The organism is Kitasatospora sp. NPDC004615, from assembly GCF_042873545.1.
Taxonomy (GTDB): domain Bacteria; phylum Actinomycetota; class Actinomycetes; order Streptomycetales; family Streptomycetaceae; genus Kitasatospora.
This window is the reverse complement of the sequence record NZ_JBIALQ010000008.1, coordinates 241,343-259,104: the sequence shown is the minus strand read 5'-3', so window position 1 is coordinate 259,104 and position 17,762 is coordinate 241,343. Positions and strand designations below refer to the sequence as shown.

Sequence of the window (17,762 nt, the reverse complement as noted above, 5' to 3'; positions counted from 1 at the left end):
GGTCACTGAGCGGGCTCCGTGTCGTCGAACTCGGTCAGGTAGCCGGTCGCCCGGGCCTTGGCCAGCGCCGCGTCCTTCGCGCCCGGCGCGTCCAGCGTCCCGTCCACCAGCCCGGCGAATCCGATCGCGACCCGCTCGCCGCCGATCGGCACCAGGCCGACCTCGACGGTGCTGCCCGGGTCGAAGCGCACCGAGGAACCGGCCGGCACCGCCAGGTGCATCCCGTACGCGGCGGCGCGGTCGAAGGCCAGGCGCGGGTTGGACTCGAAGAAGTGGAAGTGCGAGGTCACCGAGATCGGCACCGAGGCGGTGTTGTGCACCGGCAGCAGCAGCGCCTCCTCCACCGGGTCGTAGCCCGCGCCGGCGCCCGGCAGCGCCGCGCCCGGCGCCCCGTCGCCCAGCGAACCCGCGCCGCGGAACGGGTCGTTGACCACGGCCAGGCGCGTCCCGTCCTCGAACACCGCCTCCACCTGGACGACCGTCACCACGTCCGGCACGCCCGGCAGCACGTCGGCGGCGCTCAGCACGGTGCGGCCGGCCTCGATCGCCTCGGCCAGGCGGCGGCCGTCCCGGGCCGCCTCGCAGACGGTGTCGGCGATCAGCGCCGTCGCCTCCGGCACGTTCAATCGCACGCCGCGCGCCCGTCGGGCGCGGGCCAACTCGGCCGCGGTGAAGATCAGCAGCCGGTCCCGTTCGGTGGGAGTCAGTCGCACGGTGCCTCGCTCGTCGAGGGTGGACGGAGGGTGGTCGGTGAAGAGTTTAGAACGACGTTCAAACGCGTCGGGCCCTATTGAACCCGCGGCTGCCCGCCATGTCCAGCGTCCGGCCGCGGGCCCGGGACGCCCCGCAGGCGCACGGGAGGGGTGTGGGAGAAGTGGGGAGGAGCTGTGCGGAAGTGGTCGGCAAGGATCGGAATCGATGATCGGGGCGGGCGAGGATCGCGCCGGGGACGAGCTGACGCACCAGCCCGGAGATCGCCGACCGGCGCACCGACAACGCCGCGCCCACCCGGCTGTGGGGCTGCACCAACGGCGCCAACCAGGGCCGGCGGATCTCCTGGCGTCGAACGGGCACGCGGGTGAACCGGGGCCCCGGCCCGGGCGAGCGCCCCCGGCTCACCCGCGTGCCCGCGCACGCCCTTGCGCACCGTTCACCACGGGCGTAGGGGCGGATCACTGTTGCAAACGCCGCCGAGTGGGCATGAGGATGACCAGAAGTGGCCGCCGGGCCGGTGGGGGACCGGAGCGGCCGTCCGGAACGAGGGCGGGGGCTGAAGAAGTTGATGGACGGTCAGGCAAGGTTCCCGCGGCAGCGCTCGGCCTCGCGCCGGGAGCAGACGGACCGGCAGGGGCCCGCACAGATTCAGTCACAGCCGGCGGCGAAGCCGCAGTCGCAGGGTCCGGCCCCGGTGCACCAGCCCGAGTGCGCCCTGCACCGCCGGCTGCACGCCTCCCTGGAAGCGGCGGACCTGCCCGCCGTCAGTACCGTCCGGCGCCGGCTGCGGGCCGCGCTCGACCACTGGGGTGTGCCGGAACTTGCCGACACCGCCGAGCTGCTGACCTCCGAACTGGTCACCAACGCGCTGGTGCACACCGGCAAGGGCGCCGAGTTCGACGCCCAGTTCACCGCCGAACAGCGCCTGCGGGTCGAGGTGCACGACCGCACCAGTCACCTCCCCGGCCGCCGCCACCCGAACGAGGACGCCACCTCCGGGCGCGGTCTGCTGCTGGTGGAGGCGCTCGCCGACGACTGGGGAGTGCAGTTGCGCGGGGACGGAAAAGTCACCTGGTTCGAGCTGTCCGTGCTCTGAGCGGGCCCGCCCCGAACCGGTGGGGGGAATTCCGGACCGGCCACCCGGGTGAGCCGTTCGGGTGAGGATTCTCCGGCGGGATCGTGTGCGATCAGTACCGCGCAGGTCACCGGCATTGCCGCCTTGCCGAACATACGAGAGGGTAGTGAGAATGTGTGCCAGTAGGCACACGCAACCATCGCGGTCCGGCCGGCCCAGCAGGGGACACGGAAACCAGCGGCCGCCAGGCAAGGCACCGGCAGGAGAAGCATGGCCACCGAGCCCGAGGCGCCTGGGCCCGCCCGCCGCACCCCGCCCGCCCAGGCCACCCGGAACAGCACTCCCGCGAACCCGCTGCGCACCGCCGCCGGCCGCGCCGTGCCGTCCACCGCCCGGGGCCTGCCCACCCGCACCGGGGACTCCACCCCCGAGTGGCTCGAACCGGCGATGGCCGCCAACGGCATCGGCTCCTTCGACTGGGACATCCGGCGCGACACCCTGGTCGGCGACCGGCGCGCCTGCACCATCCTGGGCCTGGCCGGCCAGCAGTTCGACCGCAGCTCCGGCGCCTTCCTCGCCCTGCTGCACCCCGAGGACGCCCCCGTGGTGCGCCGCCGGGTCGAACGGGCCGTCGCCGAACTCGGCCAGTGCGGCGCCTACTACCGCACCGTCTTCCCCGACGGCGAACTGCACGCCGTGCGCTTCCGCGGCCGGGTCCTCGCCGACGCCTTCGGCCGCCCCTCCCGGATGGTCGGCTTCGTCTGGGACGCCACCGTCGAACTCCACAAACGCGAACGCGCCGACGAACTCGCCGTGCTGCGCGAGGAACGCTCCCGGTTCATCAAGGAAGCCGCCCGCGCCCTCTCCGAAGCCGTCACCGTCCGCGACGTCACCCGGGTCTTCACCGAACTTCCGCTGCCAGGCCTCGGCCCCGACGGACTCGCCCTCGCCTCGCTCGAAGGCGGCCGGATCGCCGTGCTCGGCTCCAGCGGCTACCGCAGCACCCTCGACGACCGGTTCGACCGCATCCCGCTCGCGCCCACCCACCCCGCCGCCGAGGCGGTCCGGCAGCGCGCCCCGATCTTCGTCTCCAGCCGCGAGGAGTACCGCGAGCGCTACCCCGAGGCCTGGGACTGGGCCGAGAGCAGCGGACGCTCCTCCTGGGCGTTCCTCCCGCTGGTCGCCAGCGGCCGCCCCACCGGCGTCTGCGTGGTCTCCTTCGACGACGACCGCGAACTCGACCCCGACGAACGCACCCTGCTCTCCACCCTCGGCGGACTGGTCGCCCAGTCCCTCGCCCGGGCCCGCCTGCACGACGCCGAACACGAACTCGCCGCCGGCCTCCAGCGCGTCATGCTGCCCCGCACCGTCCCCGCCGTCCCCGGCGTCACCACCGCCGTCCGCTACCTCGCGGCCGGCTCCGGCCTCCAGATCGGCGGCGACTGGTACGACGTCGTCCCGCTGCCCGGAGGCCACGTCGGCCTGGTCATCGGCGACGTCCAGGGCCACGACGTGCACGCCGCCGGCATCATGGGCCAACTCCGCATCGCGCTGCGCGCCTACGCGGCCGAAGGGCACCCGCCGGCCGCCGTGATGGCCCGGGCGTCGCGCTTCCTGGCGGACCTCGACACCGATCACTTCGCGACCTGCACCTACGCCGAGGTCAACGTCGACTACGGCGTGGTCTACGCCGTCCGGGCCGGCCACCTCGACCCCGTGGTGCGCCGCGCCGACGGCAGCACCCACCCCGTTCCGGTGGCGGGCGGGCTGCCGCTCGGCGTCGCGCCCGACGAGGAGTACCGGGTGACCCGGTTCAGCCTCGACCCCGGGGAGACCGTGCTGCTGTTCACCGACGGCCTGGTCGAAGCCCGCGACATGGACCTCGACACCGGGTTCGCCCGCCTCTGCGACACCGTCTCCGAACACCTCGCCCCGATCGACGAATCCCCACGCGAACCACTGGAGGAACTCGCCGACCGGATCGCCTCGCAGGCCGCCGACACCAGCGAACGCGAGGACGACATCGCGCTGTTGCTACTGCGCTGGGACGGGCCCGCGGGCGGCCGCGCCGCGCAGCAGTTGCGGCGCAGGATCGGGCAGGCGGACCTGGCGCGGATCTCCGAACTCCGGGCGGAGCTGCGGGACGCGTTGCGGCGCTGGCGGGTGCCCGAACTCATCGACACCGCCGAGCTGTTGTCGTCCGAGCTCGTGACGAACGCGATTAGGCACACGGACCGGGACGCGATGTTCACCGCGCGGCTCTACCAGGAGGACGGGCGGGCGCGGCTGCGGGTCGAGGTCGAGGACGAGAGCGATCTCTGGCCGACACGCCGCACGCCCGGCGAACAGGCGTCGTCCGGGCGTGGGTTGATGCTGGTCGAGGGCTTGGCCGATGCGTGGGGGGTTGAGCCTCGCGGCTCGGGCAAGCGGATGTGGTTCGAGGTGAGCAGTTAGAGGATCGGGGTGCGAATCCAGGGGCTCGGGGAACGGCGAGGCCGAGCTGCGGGTGGTCGGGGGCAGCGAGTGGTCGGGACTGCTTCGGGTTAGAGCGGGGACCAGAAACGGCGGAACCTTTCAGCGCCCTGTTGATCGCCAGCAGACTCGGCCCCGCCGTTCCCCGGGCCCCTGTCGGGGCTCCCTTCGTTCTCCTCAGCCGAACTGCTGCTCCAGGTCCTTGAGCTTCTGTTCGAGCGAAGCGAGTCTCGTGGTGTCCTCATCCGGGGTGAGGTCGATGCTGCGGTGGGCGGGGGTGGCGGGGAGGCCGGCGGGGGCTATGGCGGGCTCCGTCGGGGTGGGGGTGGTGGGGGCGGGTTCGAGTTGGCGGGTGTGGCGGGTGCGCCAACTGGTGCCGGGCTGGCGGCCGATGGCGCGGATCTCGGCGCGTTCCCGGCGGGAGGCCATCCTGCGGCGTTCCCGGTTCTCCGCCGAGGTGCGCTTGTCGTCGCGGACCTCCTCGACGGCCTCGTCCAGGGTGCGGACGCCTTCGAGGAGCATCAGCGACCACGCGGCGTAGGTTTCGCGCGGGGCGCGCAGCCAGCGGACCACGCGGATCTGCGGGAGCGGTCGCGGGACCAGCCCCTGCTCGCGCAGGGCGGCGACCCGGGTCTGCTTGAGGGCGCGGTCGAACAGGACGGCGGCCGACAGCGACATGCCGGCGAAGAACTGGGGTGCGCCGTCGTGGCCGAAGCCGCGGGGGGCGTGCACCCAGTTGAACCAGGCGGAGGCCGCGGCGAACAGCCACACCAGGAGGCGGGAGCCGAGTGCCGCATCGCCGTGGCTGGCCTCCCGGACGGCGAGGACGGAGCAGAACATGGCGGCCCCGTCGAGGCCGAACGGGACCAGGTACTCCCAGCCGCCGGAGAGGCCGAGGTTCTGGACGCCGAAGCCGACCAGTCCGTGAAAGGAGAGCGCGGCGGCGACCGCGGCGCAGCAGAAAAGCAGTAAGTAGGAGGCGCCCCCGTAGAGGGATTCGGTGCGGCGGCGGCGTTCCTCGGCGCGTTCCCAGGAGTCCGAATTGCCGGTGTTGGTGGCTGCGGCCGAGCGGCTGCGGGCGAAGGCCAGCAGGGCGACGGCGCCCACGAGGGCGGCTGCGCCGGCGACGACCCAGCCCAGCGGTATGTCCGACAGTCTCATGAGCTGATCAAGCCTCGCTTTCCGCGTCGTGATTGAGGGGAACCATCATGGCGGAGATATGCGGGGAATCATGACCGGATCGCGAGCAAAACACCAATTGGGGGGAATTTCGGAATCAGATCAAAATATTGTCGGAGCTATTTGCTGCGGGGGCAACTGAAACAGGGTTCGGCCGGCCGGACCGTGTAGAACAGGCAGCAGCCGACCCTGGTCCTGGTGCGGTGTCCGCCCTCCTCGCGGAAGCCGGGCGGGCCGACGAACGGGGCCGAGGAGGCGTCGGCGGTCAGCAGGGCGGTCAGTTCGGCCACGGCCCGGGGCTCCTCGCCGAGCAGGGTGGCGAGGTACCAGAGGCCGTCCACCACGTCGTCGGTGGCGAGCGCCCAGAGGGTGCGCGGGCCGCGTCGCACGCGGGGGCGGAAAGCGTGGAGCACCGGCGCGAGATGGTCGGCGAGCGCGGTGCGCAGTGCGGCGTCGAGGGCCGGGCGGTCCGGGACGACCAGGGCGTTCGGGCGGTCGGCCGCCGGGTCGTCCGGCAGGCAGTGGAAGGCGGTCGGGCGGGCGGTGAGTTCGCCGGTGGCGCGGTTGATCGAGACGCGTTCGACCGGGAGCACCGGGACGCGGCGCTCCAGGAACCACGGCAGGGTGAAGGCGAGGGCGGCCGGCCAGGCGTAGCGGTGCAGGCTGAAGCCGGCGGTGACGTCCGGGCGGGTGGGGGCGCCGTACAGCTCGAGGCCGAGGCGTTCGTCGAAGGCGATCGTCGCGTCGAGGGCGGCCGGGTCGGTGGCGAGGGCGGCGGCGGTGGTCCAGCCGGCGCCGGTGCGCGGGGCGGCCGGGTGGATCCGCAGGCCCGGGAAGACCTCGGTGAGGCGCCGCCAACTCCCGTGTAATACCTGGGAGTCGGCGGCGGTCGGTGCGGGGAACTGCTCGACCTGGTGCGCGGTCACGCGGGCTCCCTGGGTGGTACCCCGGGAGCGGGGCCCGGGCACGGCGCGGTGGACCTGTCCGGGCCACTGCTCGCCCCGGACAGGTAAGGCTCACCTTAGCTGATGCCGTGCCGCGGGTCGTGCACAGTGCCGTCTTCCGGTTCCGCCGCCCTCGCCGGGGCCCGGCCCAGCCGCCGCGCCAGCCACACCGGCACCCCGCCGAGCGCCTGGACCAGCCGGGACGCCTCGGCGCGCAGCCGCTCCGCCTCGGCCGGTTCCGACACCTCCGCCAGCGAGGCCAGGGCCGGCGCCACCCCCACCGTGAACCCGAGTTGTTCACGCAGCTTCAGTGCCGCCCCGAAACCCTCCCGGGCCCGCTCCGGATCGCCCGCTGCCGCTGCCAGCCCCGCCAGGTGGCACCAGGTCGAGGAGCGCAGCAGGTCGTCGCCGCGCTCCCTGGCCCCATCGTGCGCCCGGGTGTACGCACTGTGCGCCGCCGCCGGATCGTGCAGCAGGTTCTCCGCGACCAGCCCGCGCCGGAAGTCCAGCAGTGGCCGGCCCGGTGCCTTCGGCGGCAGCAGCGCCGAGGTGCGGCCCAGCGCGGCCTGTGCCTCGTCCAGCCGGTCCCGGCGGCTCAACACGCTGGCCACGTACGCCAGGTAGCCGCGTGCGCAGGAGGCCGCCGCGCGGTGCTCGCTGCCGGCGACCGAGGCTTCCGCCTGGCGCAGGGCGTCCTCCGCGCGCTCCCAGTGGTCCGCGGTGAACAGGCACTGCTCGATCAGCAGTTCGGCCCGCTGGAGCGCCGCCGTCGGATCCCGGCCGGCCTGCGGGCGGAGCAGGTCCGCCGCCTCCTGCCAGCAGCCCCGCGACCGTAGCCGCCAGACGACGTCCGCCATGCCCCCCGGGGCAGTCCCGTGCACCGACAACGCCACCTCCTTGTGCGCGCCATGCAGCGACCAGCCGGCCCTCCCCAATCCCCAAGGGCCCGCGTCGTGGCGGCAATTCAACACGCGTAGGAGCTTGTGCACCAGATCACGAGCGTGAGGAAATCCGGAAGGCGTGCTTCCGGGTAACGGTGGCGTGACGGCGTGTCAGGACGTCCAGCCGGTCTCCATCAGCGCCTCGGCCGCGCCGTTCGAAGGCTGCGGGATGCCCGCCGCGTCCAGCGTGAAGAGGGCCACCAGCAGCTGTTCGCCGCGCACCATGGCCTGCCGGGAGTAGCCGGAGACGGTGAACATCGCCGCCGCGACCTGCTCACTGTGCAGGGTCTCCAGCCACAGGCACTCCACCGCCTTGACGTCGGCCGGCTCCGTCCAGGTGTCCACCCGGGCCACCATCCGGCCGCCCAGCAGACTGGTCGAGTCGCGCTCCTGGCTGGTGGTCAGCTCCAGGTCGTCGAAGCCCAGCCACTGCAAGTAGCGGGCCGCCGTCAGCACCGCGTCCTGCGGGGTGCGCACCGGCTGCGGGCGGAACGGCGGGCGCAGCGTCCGGGCCGGGCCCGAACCGGCCGCGAGCGGGTTCGGCGGGGAGAGCGGCGGCACCGCCGTGGTGTACGGGCGGGCCGCCTCGACCGGACGGGTCGCCCGCGGGCCCGCGCTCTGCAGCTTCGGCGCCCGGTCCACCGGCATCCGCACCGTCGCCCCGCAGTCGCAGGTGAACTCCGGCTGCGGCCACTGGTCGTTGCGCCCGCAGTGCGGGCAGCGCATGCTCACCCAGGAGTCCTCCCAGGAGCGGAACCGCACCTGCACCGGCACCCCGCCGCGCAGCAGCGGCACCCGCAGCTGTGCGCCGCACGGGCAGGGCAGGCTCGGCGGCTCGTAGCGGTGCTCGCGACGGCAGGCCGGGCAGCGCAGTTGGCTGGCCCCCGACGGCGAACCGGGGGAGAACCGGGCCGGATCTGCGGCGTCCTCGGGCAGCGGCATGGTGGGCACCGTCCGTCTGGGTCGAGCTGGCAGGGATGCCATCCATCCTCGCCGATCGGGCTCCGGCCCGGTGCGGAATGAGGTAATCCTGCACCGCAGTTGAGGCGGGGGAAAGGTGCGGACGCGCTGACGAACCGTCAACTGATGTGCCATCGGGCCAGATCCGCCGGGGTGTCCAGGTCGTCGGGGGCGGCCACGCCGGTGCAGTCCACCAGGGCGACCGGATGGGAGGACAGCAGGGCGCGGGCGCCCGCATCGCCGGTCGAAGTGGCCAGCAGCTCGGGAAAGTGCGCCGCGCCGATCAGGACCGGGTGCGCCCGGCGCCCGTGGTAGGCGCACGCCGCCAGATCCGTGCGCCGGGCGTGCGACGCCAGCAGCCTGCGCACCGCCTCCGCCGTGACGCCCGGGGTGTCCACCAGCAGCACCAGCACCGCACTCGCCCCGGCCGGCAGCGCGGCCAGGCCCGCGCGCAGAGAAGAGGAAAGCCCGGTGGGCCAGGCGGGATTGTCGACCAGCACGCAGTCGCCAGTGTCGACCCGCGACCGGACCTCCGCCGCCGACGCGCCCAGCACCGCCACGGTTTCGTCGCACCCGCCGTCCCGCGCCGCCAGCAGCGCGTGCTCCAGCAGCGTGCGCCCCCGGTAGCGCAGCAGCGCCTTGGGCCGCCCGCCCAGCCGGGACCCGCCGCCCGCCGCCAGCACCAGGGCCGGCACCCGCAATTCCGTCATACCGCCAGTCTGCGCCCCCGCCCCCGGGCCTCGGCGAATCCTTCGTGCGGACAGGTTTTGCCCGGATTGTGAGGTGTGTCATGCTGCGGCGTGGTCGCCTTGACCCGTGCTTGACCGGCTGGTCTTCTGGTGGGCCGTCAGACTCGCCCACCCGCAGAGGAATACCGTGCGATCCCGCCGCCCCGTCATAGCCGCCGCCCTGTTGCTCGGATCGCTCGCCCTCGGCGCGTGCACCAGTGCCAACAAGGCATCGACAACCGGCAGTTCGAAGCCCCAGTCGGCCCAGTCCGCCTCCAAGGGCACCAACCCGCTGCAGAACCCGGACGGCACCAAGCCCGGCCTGGCGCCCGTCACCAGCGACGAGGACCGCAAGGCGGGGCGGGATCTGATCGGAAAGGTCAAGACCGCCGACGCGGGTCCGAAGACCGGCTACGACCGCGACCAGTTCGGCCCGCCGTGGACGGACAACGTGGACGGCGTCCCGATGGGCCACAACGGCTGCGCCACCCGCGACGACATGCTGGCCCGGGACGGGCAGAAGGTGGAGCACAAGGACGGCTCCGAGTGCGTCGTCACCGGAATGACGATCTGGGACCCGTACACCGGCAAGACGGTGGACTGGAACAAGCAGCAGGCGTCGAAGATACAGATAGACCACGTGATGCCGCTGTCCTACGACTGGCAGCAGGGCGCCTCGCAGTGGGAGAAGCCCAAGCGGGTGCAGATCGCCAACGACCCGCTGAACCTGATCCCGGCGGACGGCTCGCAGAACGCCTCCAAGGGCGACTCCGGCCCGGCCACTTGGCTGCCCGCCAACACCGAGGTGCACTGCTCGTACGCGATCCGCTGGGCGCAGGTCTCGCTGAAGTACCAGCTGCCGGTGACGCCCGCCGACAAGAAGACCATGCTGTCGTTGTGCGGCGGCTGACGCGGCAGTTGTTGACCGGCGTGGAATGACCCGAGGCCGTTCGCGTCCCCCCCCGGGGGGGCGCGGCGTCGGGCCACGGCTCGCTGGTCGGAGGAACGGAACTGGACGTGGTCATGGGAGACACGTTGGGTGGCGTGCCTGAGAACCCGATGAGGCCCGACTACGAGCGGGCTGCAATCTCCGCGCAGCCCACGGTTCGTCAGCTCGCGGCGGCAGTCGGCTGCGGGAGCCGGCTGCCGAGCCAGGTGAGGGCCGGGGGGATCTCCCGGGTCCAGGTGTGGAAGTTGTGGCCGCCGGTGTCCAGGGTGATGGTGGACAGCTGGGTCGGGGCCTTGAACGCGCCGATCATCTGCTGCGTCGCCGGGTAGTTCTCCTCGTTGCGGCTGGTGGCGAGCAGCAGCGAGACCGCCGGTGCGGGCTTGTTCTGGAGCCGCCACAGCAGGTCGTTGTCCTGCTTGACCTCGGCGCTGCCGCCGAACAGGTCGCCGGTGGTCGGGTCGTTGTGGACCTCGTAGTAGCCGGACAGTGCGATCGCCGCCCGGTACGAATCCGGCTTGCGCATCGCGAACTTGACGGCGCAGTAGCCGCCGGTGGAGTCACCGATCACCGCGCGAGCCTCGGGCCGGTCGTCGATCCGGTAGGCGGCGGACATCGCCTTCGGCAGGTCCTCGGTGAAGAAGGTCTCCGCCTGCGGGCCGTTCGGCACGTCCATGCACTCGGTGTCGCGGTTGGCGACCAGGGTGGGCCGCATCATCACCAGCACCGTCGGCGGCATCTCCTTGGCCTCGATCGCCTTCAGCGTGGACGCCGGGTACTGGAGCAGCGAGATCAGCTTCTCCGCCGTGCCCGGGTAGCCGGACAGCGCGAGCAGCATCGGGAACTTCGTCCCCGCGTAGGCCGGCTGGAAGTACTGCGGCGGCAGGTACACGTACGCCGGGGTGCCGGTCAGCCCGGAGTGCTCGCCGCGGATCTCGACCTTCTGGATCACGCCGGAGCGGTCCTGCGCGGAGCCCTGCGAGGAGTACATCTTCTGCTCGCCGGTCACCGAGACGGCCTTGCCGCCCGGCTCGTGGTTCACCACCGTGCCCGGGCTGCCGTCCAGACCGAGCAGGTCGCTCCAGGTCGAGTAGAAGCCGAAGTACGAGTTGGCGACCAGCCCCATCGCGGCCAGCACCACGATCTGCGTCCCGAAGAACGCCCCCAGCCGCCCGAGCCACGCCCGCCAGCTCCGGCCGCCCAGCCGGGGCCAGAGCCACATGGTGGCGGCGAAGGCGGCGATCGCCAGCAGGCTGGCGATGATCTGGATCGGGACTCCGGTCAGGCTCGGCACCCGATGATCGTAAGGTACGGCTTCATCTGGCTCACAGCCGCCTCCCAGCACCTTCCCGGGTTTGCCAAGCCGTCCCCAAGGGCAAGCCAATTCCTCGGCCTGTCGGATCTCCCGGTTAGCCTCCGGTGCCTGTGAGAACTCCTGAGGAACTGCACCTGGTCGACTGGCCGTCGCTGCACCACGCGTTCGGGGAGGGCACCGACGTCCCCGGCTGGATTCGGGCGCTGTACGACGAGGACGGGGTGGTGGTCGACGAGGCGCTGGACGAGCTGTTCGGACGGGCGCTGCACCAGGGCACGGTGTATCCGGCGAGCGTGGCGGCGGTGCCGTACCTGGCGCACGCCGCCGTGCACGCCGTCCACCGGCGCGACAGCATGCTGGCGTTCCTGGCCAACGCCGGGAGGGCCGACGCGGATCGGTGGTTCGACGACGGGACGCTGGACGGCATCACGGTCTCCGGCGAACTCCCCGGCCTGCTGCACCTGTTGCGGGACGAGGACCCCGAGGTGCGCCGCCGGCTCGTCCGGGTGGCGCGCTGGGCGGCGGGGGACGAACTGCCGCTCGCCCTGGACGCGTTGACGGCCTGCCACCGCGACGACCCGTCCGCCCGGGTGCGGGCCGAGGCGCTGGCCGTCCTCGGCCGGCTGGACCCGGATCCGGCCGGGCGGCTGCGCGCCGCGCTCACCGATTCCGAGCCCGCCGTCCGGGCGATGGCCGCGCTCGGCCTGCTGGAGAGCGGCGAGGTGCCGTACCCGGCCGAGCTGGTGGATGTGCTCGCCGCGGACGGCGGGAGTCCCGTGTTGGCCGTGCCGTGGGCGGAGTTCTTCCACGGCGTCGGCAGCACCGACGATCGGGCGGCCGCGGTGCTGGATTCGGACGCCGAGGCCTGCCGTACCGTCGCCGCCGCCTGGATCGCCGCCGGCGACCACGATGGGCGCGGCAGCCGCCTGGCCGTGCGGCTCTCCGACACCTGGCGGGACCGGGAGGCGGACACCGTCGCGCTGCTCGCCCGCGCCCTGCCGCACCAGCGCGAGTGGCACCCGCACATGCAGGCCCTGCGGGACCTCGCCCGGTGGGTCGACCGCTGCCCCGACCCGGGCCCGGCCGCCGAGGCCGCGCTGCCGTACGTCACCCATCCGGACTGGCGGATCGCCACGGCCGCGCAACTCGTGCTGGGCCGGGCCGGCGACACCCGGCTGCTCACCGCCGTCCCCGAGCCCGACCGGGACGCGCTGGCCGCGCTGGCCGCCCGCACCGACGACCTCCAGCTCCGGCGCAGGGTGCTCACGCCCTATCTGTGCGGAGGCTGCGACCGGCCGCACAGCGGGGCCCGTGAACTCCTGGCGGCGCTCACCCCCGCGGACGCCGGCCCGCTGCTGCCCGAGCTGACCCGGCTGCTGCGTGACTGCCCGAGCGGGCAACTGGTGCGGGTGCTTGGCGGGACGGGCCTGGCGGACCCCGAATTGATCGGCCTGCTGGAGGAGTTGGCCGCCACCGCGAGCCAGGACCCGGTGCTGCACGCCGCGGTCGCGGCCGTCCGGCTCGGCGCGGACCCGGCACCCGCGCTGCGTCTGCTCGCCGAGGACCTCGGCCGCCACGGCCACGCCATGTCGGAGATCGCCCTGCTCGGACCGCTCGCGAGCCCGCTGCTGCCACTGGTCGAGCCCTACCTGACGTACCAGCACGAGTGGTCCCGGGCCCGTGCGGCCGAGGCGCTGTGGTCGATCACCGGCGACGCGGCCCGGGCAGTTCCGGTGCTGACCGAGCTGCTCCAGCCGCTCCCGGTGGGGGCGTTCGCGGTGGCGGCGCTGCGGCGGATGGGTGCGGCGCTCAGCGACGAGCAGCGGGCGACGGTCGAGGAATGGGCGCGCGCCGACCGCCGCGTGCTGGGGCCGTTCGATTCGTGGGAGCACCAGGACGACCGGCTGCGCGAGGAGGCCCGGCTGCTGCTCGACCAACAGCCGTAGGGCCTTGTCAGGGCGTTCGGCTAAGGTCCGGCGTTCGTGAGATCACCTGAGGAACTGCACCTGACCGACTGGGCATCGCTGGAGCACTCGTACGGGAGCGGCACCGACGTCCCCGACTGGATTCGCGGGCTGTACGACGAGGACCGGGCGGTGGTCGATCGGGTGCTCGGCGAGCTGTTCGGGCGGGCCCTGCATCAGGGGACGGTTTCCTCGGCGGGGGCCGCCGCCGTCCCGTACCTGGCGCACGCCGCCGTGCACGCCGTCCACCGGCGGGGCGACATGCTGGCGTTCATCGCGACCACCGGCGGGGCCGAAGAGGAGTACGAGGGCGAGGCGGACGAGTTCGGGTTCGAGGACAAGGTGACGGGGCGGACCCTGGCGGCCGAGGAACTCCCGGGCCTGCTGGGCCTGTTGCGTGACGACCCCGACCCCGAGGTACGCCGCCAGCTCGTCCGGGTGGCGCGCTGGGCGGCGGCGGGGGAGTGTCTGCCGCTCGGGGTGGCCGCGCTGACCGCGTTTCAGCGCGAGGACCCGGCGCCCGCCGTGCGGGCCGAGGCGCTGACGGTGCTGCGCTTCCTCGACGCCGACCCGGCCGGGCGGCTGCGGGCGGCGCTGGCCGACCCCGAGCCGGCCGTCCGGGCCACCGCCGCGCTCGGGCTGCTGGAGGCGGCCGAACTTCCGTACCCGGCCGAGCTGTTGGACGTCCTGGTCGCGGACGGCGGCGACCCGGCGTTCCGGGTGGTCTCGGGCGAGTGGTTCCCCGGCGTCGGCAACACCGACGACCGGCTGCGGTACCTGCTCGACGAGGACGCGGAGGCGACCCGGGCCGTCGCCGCCGCCTGGATCGCCGCCGGCGACCACGACGGACGCGGGGCCCGCCGCGCGCTGCGACTGGCCGAACGCTGGCGCGGATACGAGGAGGAGGCCGCCGCGCTGCTGGCCGCCGCGCTGCCCCACCAGCACGAGTGGTACTGGCGGATGAAAGTCCTGGGCGGCCTGGCCGATCTCGTCGCCCGCTGCGCCGACCCCGGCCCGATCGCCGAAGCGGTACTGCCGCACACCACCGACCCCGACTGGCGGATCCACCGGCCCGCCCAACTCGCCCTCGGCCGGGCCGGCGACACTCGCCTGCTCACCACCGTCCCCCAGCCCGAAGCGGCCGCACTCGACGCGCTCGCCGCCCGCACCGACGACCTCGACCTGCGCCGCCGGGCCCTCGCCCCGAAGCCCTGCGGCGGGTGCGGCAGCATGCACGGCAGCGCCGACGAACTCCTCGACACCCTCACCCACGACAGCGCCGCCCCACTGCTGCCCGAACTGACCGCACTGCTGGGCGCCCGCCCGACCGTGAAAATCGTCCGCTTCCTCGGCGGCACCGGCCTCACCGACCCCGAACTCCTCAACCTGCTGGGCGAGTTGGTGACCAGGGGCGACCGGAACCTGGCCCCCGCGGCCGCCGTCGCCGCCGCCCGGCTCGGCGCCGACCCCGAACCCGCGCTGCACCTGCTCGCCGAACGCACCGACTGCCTGGCCGACATCGCCCTGCTCGGCCCGCTCGGCGCACCGCTGCTGCCACTGGTGGAACGCTGCCTGACGGAGGGCCACCCGCGGCAGCAAGTGGAAGCCGCCGAAGCACACTGGCGGATCACCGGCGACCCCGACCGGACCCTCCCCGTCCTGCTTGCCGCACTGTCCCGCCGCGCGCCGGCCGTCCACGCCCTCACCGTGCTGCGCCGGATCGGCCGGCCGCTGCCGCCCGAGCACCGGGCCCTGGTCGAAGGGTGGTTGGCCACGGACCGGCGCGTACCGGTCGAGAGGGACTGTTGGTGGAGCATGCGCGAGGAGGACCAACTCCGCGCGGAGGCCCGGCTGCTGCTCGCCCACCGGCCGTGAAACGGCGACGGCCCGCCGCACCCATGGGGAAGATGCGGCGGGCCGTCCGTTCATTGTGCGACGAGGTGTCAGCCCAGGCTGGTGAAGATGGAGTTCAGCAGGGTGCCGGAGTTGTCGTCGTTCTCCAGGGCGAAGGCGAACATGCCGGCCAGGCCCTTGGACTTGGCGTAGGCCGCGCGGGCCTGGATGGCCTTCGGGTCGTCACCGGTCCAAAAGTTGGTGCCGTCGTAGACCCAGGTGGACTCGGTGATCGGGTCCCAGTGGGTGTTCTGGGCGGTCAGGGTGAGCTCGCGCCAGCTGGCGAGGCCGGCTTCCTGGCTGCCGGGCTTGGCGGGGGTGGCGCCGGTGGCCTTCTGGTAGAGGCCGTAGTTGTTGCCGGCCTGGACGCCGGTCCAGCCGCGGAAGTAGAACGGGACGCCGAGGACGATCTTGTTGGCGGGGAAGCCGCCGGTGATGCCGTACTCGGGGAGGCCGGTGGTGTAGGCGGCCAGCGCGGTGTCCACGTTGTACTTGGCGGTGCCGGGGGCGATCGGCAGGGTCGGGTCGGCGGGGCTGTCGTGCAGCGGGTCCTGGAGGTTGGTGGGGCCGGTGGCGTCCCAGGAGCCGTGCATGTCGTAGGTCATGATGTCGGCGTAGTCGAGGTACGCGCCGATCTTGTCGGTCTCGATGGACGAGATCTTGTCCTGTCCGGACGGCAGGGCCGCGGTGAGCAGGAACTTCTTGCCGAGGCCGGCGCCGTAGGTGTCCAGCTGGCTGCGGAACTCGGCGAGCAGCGCGGTGAAGTTCTGCTTGTCGGCGGCGGAGTAGTGGTTGCCGGTGTGGCCGCCGGCCGAGCCGGGGTACTCCCAGTCGATGTCGATGCCGTCGAAGATGCCCGCGGCGCTGGCGGCGCCGCCGGAGGCGTCACCGGCCACGCCGGTCGGCAGGTTGCCCTTGAGGAACATGTCGATGCAGGACGAGACCAGCTTCTTGCGCGAGGCGTCGGTGGCCGCCGCGTCGGAGAAGTACTTGGAGTAGGTCCAGCCGCCGAGCGACAGGGTGACCCGCAGGTTCGGGTTCTTCGCCTTGAGCTGGCGCAGCTGGTTGAAGTTGCCCTTCAGCGGCTGCTGCCAGTCGTCGCCGGAGCCGTCGACGGAGATGGCACCGCTGTAGTCCATCTGGTAGTCGGCGTACGCGTCGGCCGCGCCGTCGCCCGCGTTCGGGTTGTCCTCGTGGCTGGCGTCGGAGGCCTTGACCGCCTCGAAGCAGTCGAGGTTGGTCGGGTGGATGTTCTCGAACGCGTAGGAGATGACGTCCAGCTTGCCGGCCGCGCCGGAGGTGTCGACGTTCTTCGGGTAGTAGGCGGCGTCGTACACCGACCACTGGTCGAAGTAGGCGGACTTGACCGGCTTGGCGGTGGCGGGCGCGGCGGCGGTGGAGGTGGTCACCGCGGCGGACTGCTGGGAGGCGTGGCCGGCCTTGTCGTACGCCTGGACGGTGAAGGTGTACGAGGTGTTCGGCAGCAGCGAGGAGATCGCGATGGAGGTGCCCATCGAGGTGCCGACCAGCTGGCCCTTCGACCAGACCTTGTAGCCGACGTAGTTGCCGGTGGAGTCGGTCGAGGCGTTCCACTTCAGCACCACGGCGTTGGCGGTGGTGCTGCCGACCGTCACTCCGCCCGGGACGGTGATCTTGCCGTCGCCGGCGGGGCCGTTGCCGGTGTCGGAGCTGGAACTCGCGGACGGCGAGGGCGAGGTGGAGGTGGACGGGCTGGGGGAGGCGCTCTGCGAGGGGCTGGCCGAGGCCGAGGCGCTGGCGCTCGCGGAGGTCGACGGGCTCGGGGAACCGCCGCCGTCGGGGCCGGTCAGGCTGAGGTCGTCGGCCTGGTAGGCGCCGGCGCCGTACCAGCCGTGGGTGAACACCGTCACCGAGGTGGTGGTCGCGCCGGTGGTGAAGGTGGTGCTCAGCTGGGTCCAGTTGGCCGCGGCCGGAGTCCAGATGGAGGCGTTGACGCCGGTGCCGGTGGCGCCCAGGTACACGTAGTTGCCCTTGAGCCAGCCCGCCAGGGTGTACTTGGTGTTCGGCTGGACGGTGACGGTCTGCTGGCACTGGCCGGTGTCGCCGGCGGTGGCGTTGGCGTTCAGCGCGTAGGTCCCGCCGTGTGCGCCGGTGTTGACCACCGAGGCGCTGGTACAGGTCCAGCCGCTCGGGCTGCCGGTCTCGAAGTCGCCGTTGGCGAGCAGGTTGACGGCGGCGGCCGAGGCGCTGCCCATGGAGAGCGCGAGCGCGGTGGAGCCGACCGTCATGGCGGCGGCCACCACGAGGGCGCCGGCGCGGCGACGGGAGGGGGCCCGGCGCGTCGACCCGGGTGCGGGCGTGGCCCGTTCAAGCATGGAGGAACCTCCGGAGTCAGTGGGGTTTGTCCGGTAGGTGCGGTGGCCCGACGGGCCCAGGTGGGAGCCTGTGCGCTTTGGGGTGAGCGCGTCACCTAGATTGGACTGGACCAATCGCCCGGGTCAAGGATTTCGGCTCACGAACCGTCAGGAAGCTTTCCGATCGGTTCGGTTGGGGAGGGCCGGGCGGGACCGGGGATCGCGCCGTTGTGCGCCTTTGGCTTTCAGTTGCATATGACTTGCAATTACGAGCTGATCAAAGGAAGGATGATGCGGC

At 72.9% G+C, this 17,762-nt stretch carries 13 protein-coding genes; 5 read left to right on the top strand and 8 right to left on the bottom strand.

All coding sequences use genetic code 11. The features are described from left to right. Nucleotides 1-2: 2 nt before the first annotated feature. Nucleotides 3-713, bottom strand: a complete 711-nt coding sequence (gene ureA, locus ACFYS8_RS27395; protein ID WP_387645632.1) for an urease subunit gamma — start codon at nt 711-713, stop codon at nt 3-5. Between the two features lie 695 nt (nt 714-1,408). Here ureA and ACFYS8_RS27390 point away from each other — a divergent pair. Further along, nucleotides 1,409-1,810, top strand: a complete 402-nt coding sequence (locus tag ACFYS8_RS27390) for an ATP-binding protein (RefSeq protein WP_387645630.1) — start codon at nt 1,409-1,411, stop codon at nt 1,808-1,810. Nucleotides 1,811-2,059: 249 nt separating this feature from the next. Further along, nucleotides 2,060-4,243, top strand: coding sequence for a SpoIIE family protein phosphatase (locus ACFYS8_RS27385; RefSeq protein ID WP_387645628.1), 2,184 nt, complete (start codon nt 2,060-2,062; stop codon nt 4,241-4,243). A gap of 195 nt (nt 4,244-4,438) precedes the next feature. On the opposite strand, the gene ACFYS8_RS27380 is transcribed toward ACFYS8_RS27385, so the two are convergent. From ACFYS8_RS27380 to ACFYS8_RS27360, 5 genes are all read right to left on the bottom strand, one after another. Further along, the gene (locus ACFYS8_RS27380; RefSeq protein WP_387645626.1) at nt 4,439-5,422 is read right to left on the bottom strand and encodes a DUF2637 domain-containing protein; all 984 of its coding nucleotides are present in this window, start codon (nt 5,420-5,422) and stop codon (nt 4,439-4,441) included. A 137-nt stretch (nt 5,423-5,559) separates the two neighbouring features. Further along, nucleotides 5,560-6,366, bottom strand: coding sequence for an iron-sulfur protein (locus ACFYS8_RS27375; protein WP_387645623.1), 807 nt, complete (start codon nt 6,364-6,366; stop codon nt 5,560-5,562). 95 nt (nt 6,367-6,461) lie between these two features. After that, entirely contained in the window at nt 6,462-7,241 is a 780-nt protein-coding gene (locus ACFYS8_RS27370; protein WP_387645620.1) for a hypothetical protein, read from the bottom strand. A gap of 195 nt (nt 7,242-7,436) precedes the next feature. After that, nucleotides 7,437-8,267 carry a hypothetical protein gene (locus ACFYS8_RS27365; protein WP_387645618.1) on the bottom strand — a complete coding sequence of 277 codons (831 nt, stop codon included), beginning with the start codon at nt 8,265-8,267 and terminating at the stop codon, nt 7,437-7,439. 137 nt (nt 8,268-8,404) lie between these two features. Next, nucleotides 8,405-8,995, bottom strand: coding sequence for an NTP transferase domain-containing protein (locus ACFYS8_RS27360; protein ID WP_387645615.1), 591 nt, complete (start codon nt 8,993-8,995; stop codon nt 8,405-8,407). A gap of 166 nt (nt 8,996-9,161) precedes the next feature. Between ACFYS8_RS27360 and ACFYS8_RS27355 the strand changes: the two genes are divergently transcribed. Next, nucleotides 9,162-9,923: an HNH endonuclease family protein gene (locus ACFYS8_RS27355; protein WP_387645612.1), complete on the top strand. Its 762-nt coding sequence runs from the start codon at nt 9,162-9,164 to the stop codon at nt 9,921-9,923. Nucleotides 9,924-10,122: 199 nt separating this feature from the next. On the opposite strand, the gene ACFYS8_RS27350 is transcribed toward ACFYS8_RS27355, so the two are convergent. Next, nucleotides 10,123-11,253: an alpha/beta hydrolase gene (locus tag ACFYS8_RS27350; RefSeq protein WP_387645610.1), complete on the bottom strand. Its 1,131-nt coding sequence runs from the start codon at nt 11,251-11,253 to the stop codon at nt 10,123-10,125. Between the two features lie 131 nt (nt 11,254-11,384). On the opposite strand from ACFYS8_RS27350, the gene ACFYS8_RS27345 reads away from it, so the two are divergent. Together ACFYS8_RS27345 and ACFYS8_RS27340 are read left to right on the top strand one after the other, a co-directional pair. Continuing rightward, complete coding sequence (locus tag ACFYS8_RS27345; protein ID WP_387645609.1) at nt 11,385-13,220, top strand: HEAT repeat domain-containing protein; 1,836 nt, start codon at nt 11,385-11,387, stop codon at nt 13,218-13,220. A gap of 36 nt (nt 13,221-13,256) precedes the next feature. Continuing rightward, the gene (locus tag ACFYS8_RS27340) at nt 13,257-15,113 is read left to right on the top strand and encodes a hypothetical protein (RefSeq protein ID WP_387645607.1); all 1,857 of its coding nucleotides are present in this window, start codon (nt 13,257-13,259) and stop codon (nt 15,111-15,113) included. Nucleotides 15,114-15,181: 68 nt separating this feature from the next. Here the strand turns inward: ACFYS8_RS27340 and ACFYS8_RS27335 are convergent, their stop codons facing one another. After that, nucleotides 15,182-17,485: a glycosyl hydrolase family 18 protein gene (locus tag ACFYS8_RS27335; protein ID WP_387645604.1), complete on the bottom strand. Its 2,304-nt coding sequence runs from the start codon at nt 17,483-17,485 to the stop codon at nt 15,182-15,184. Between the last annotated feature and the right edge of the window lie 277 nt (nt 17,486-17,762).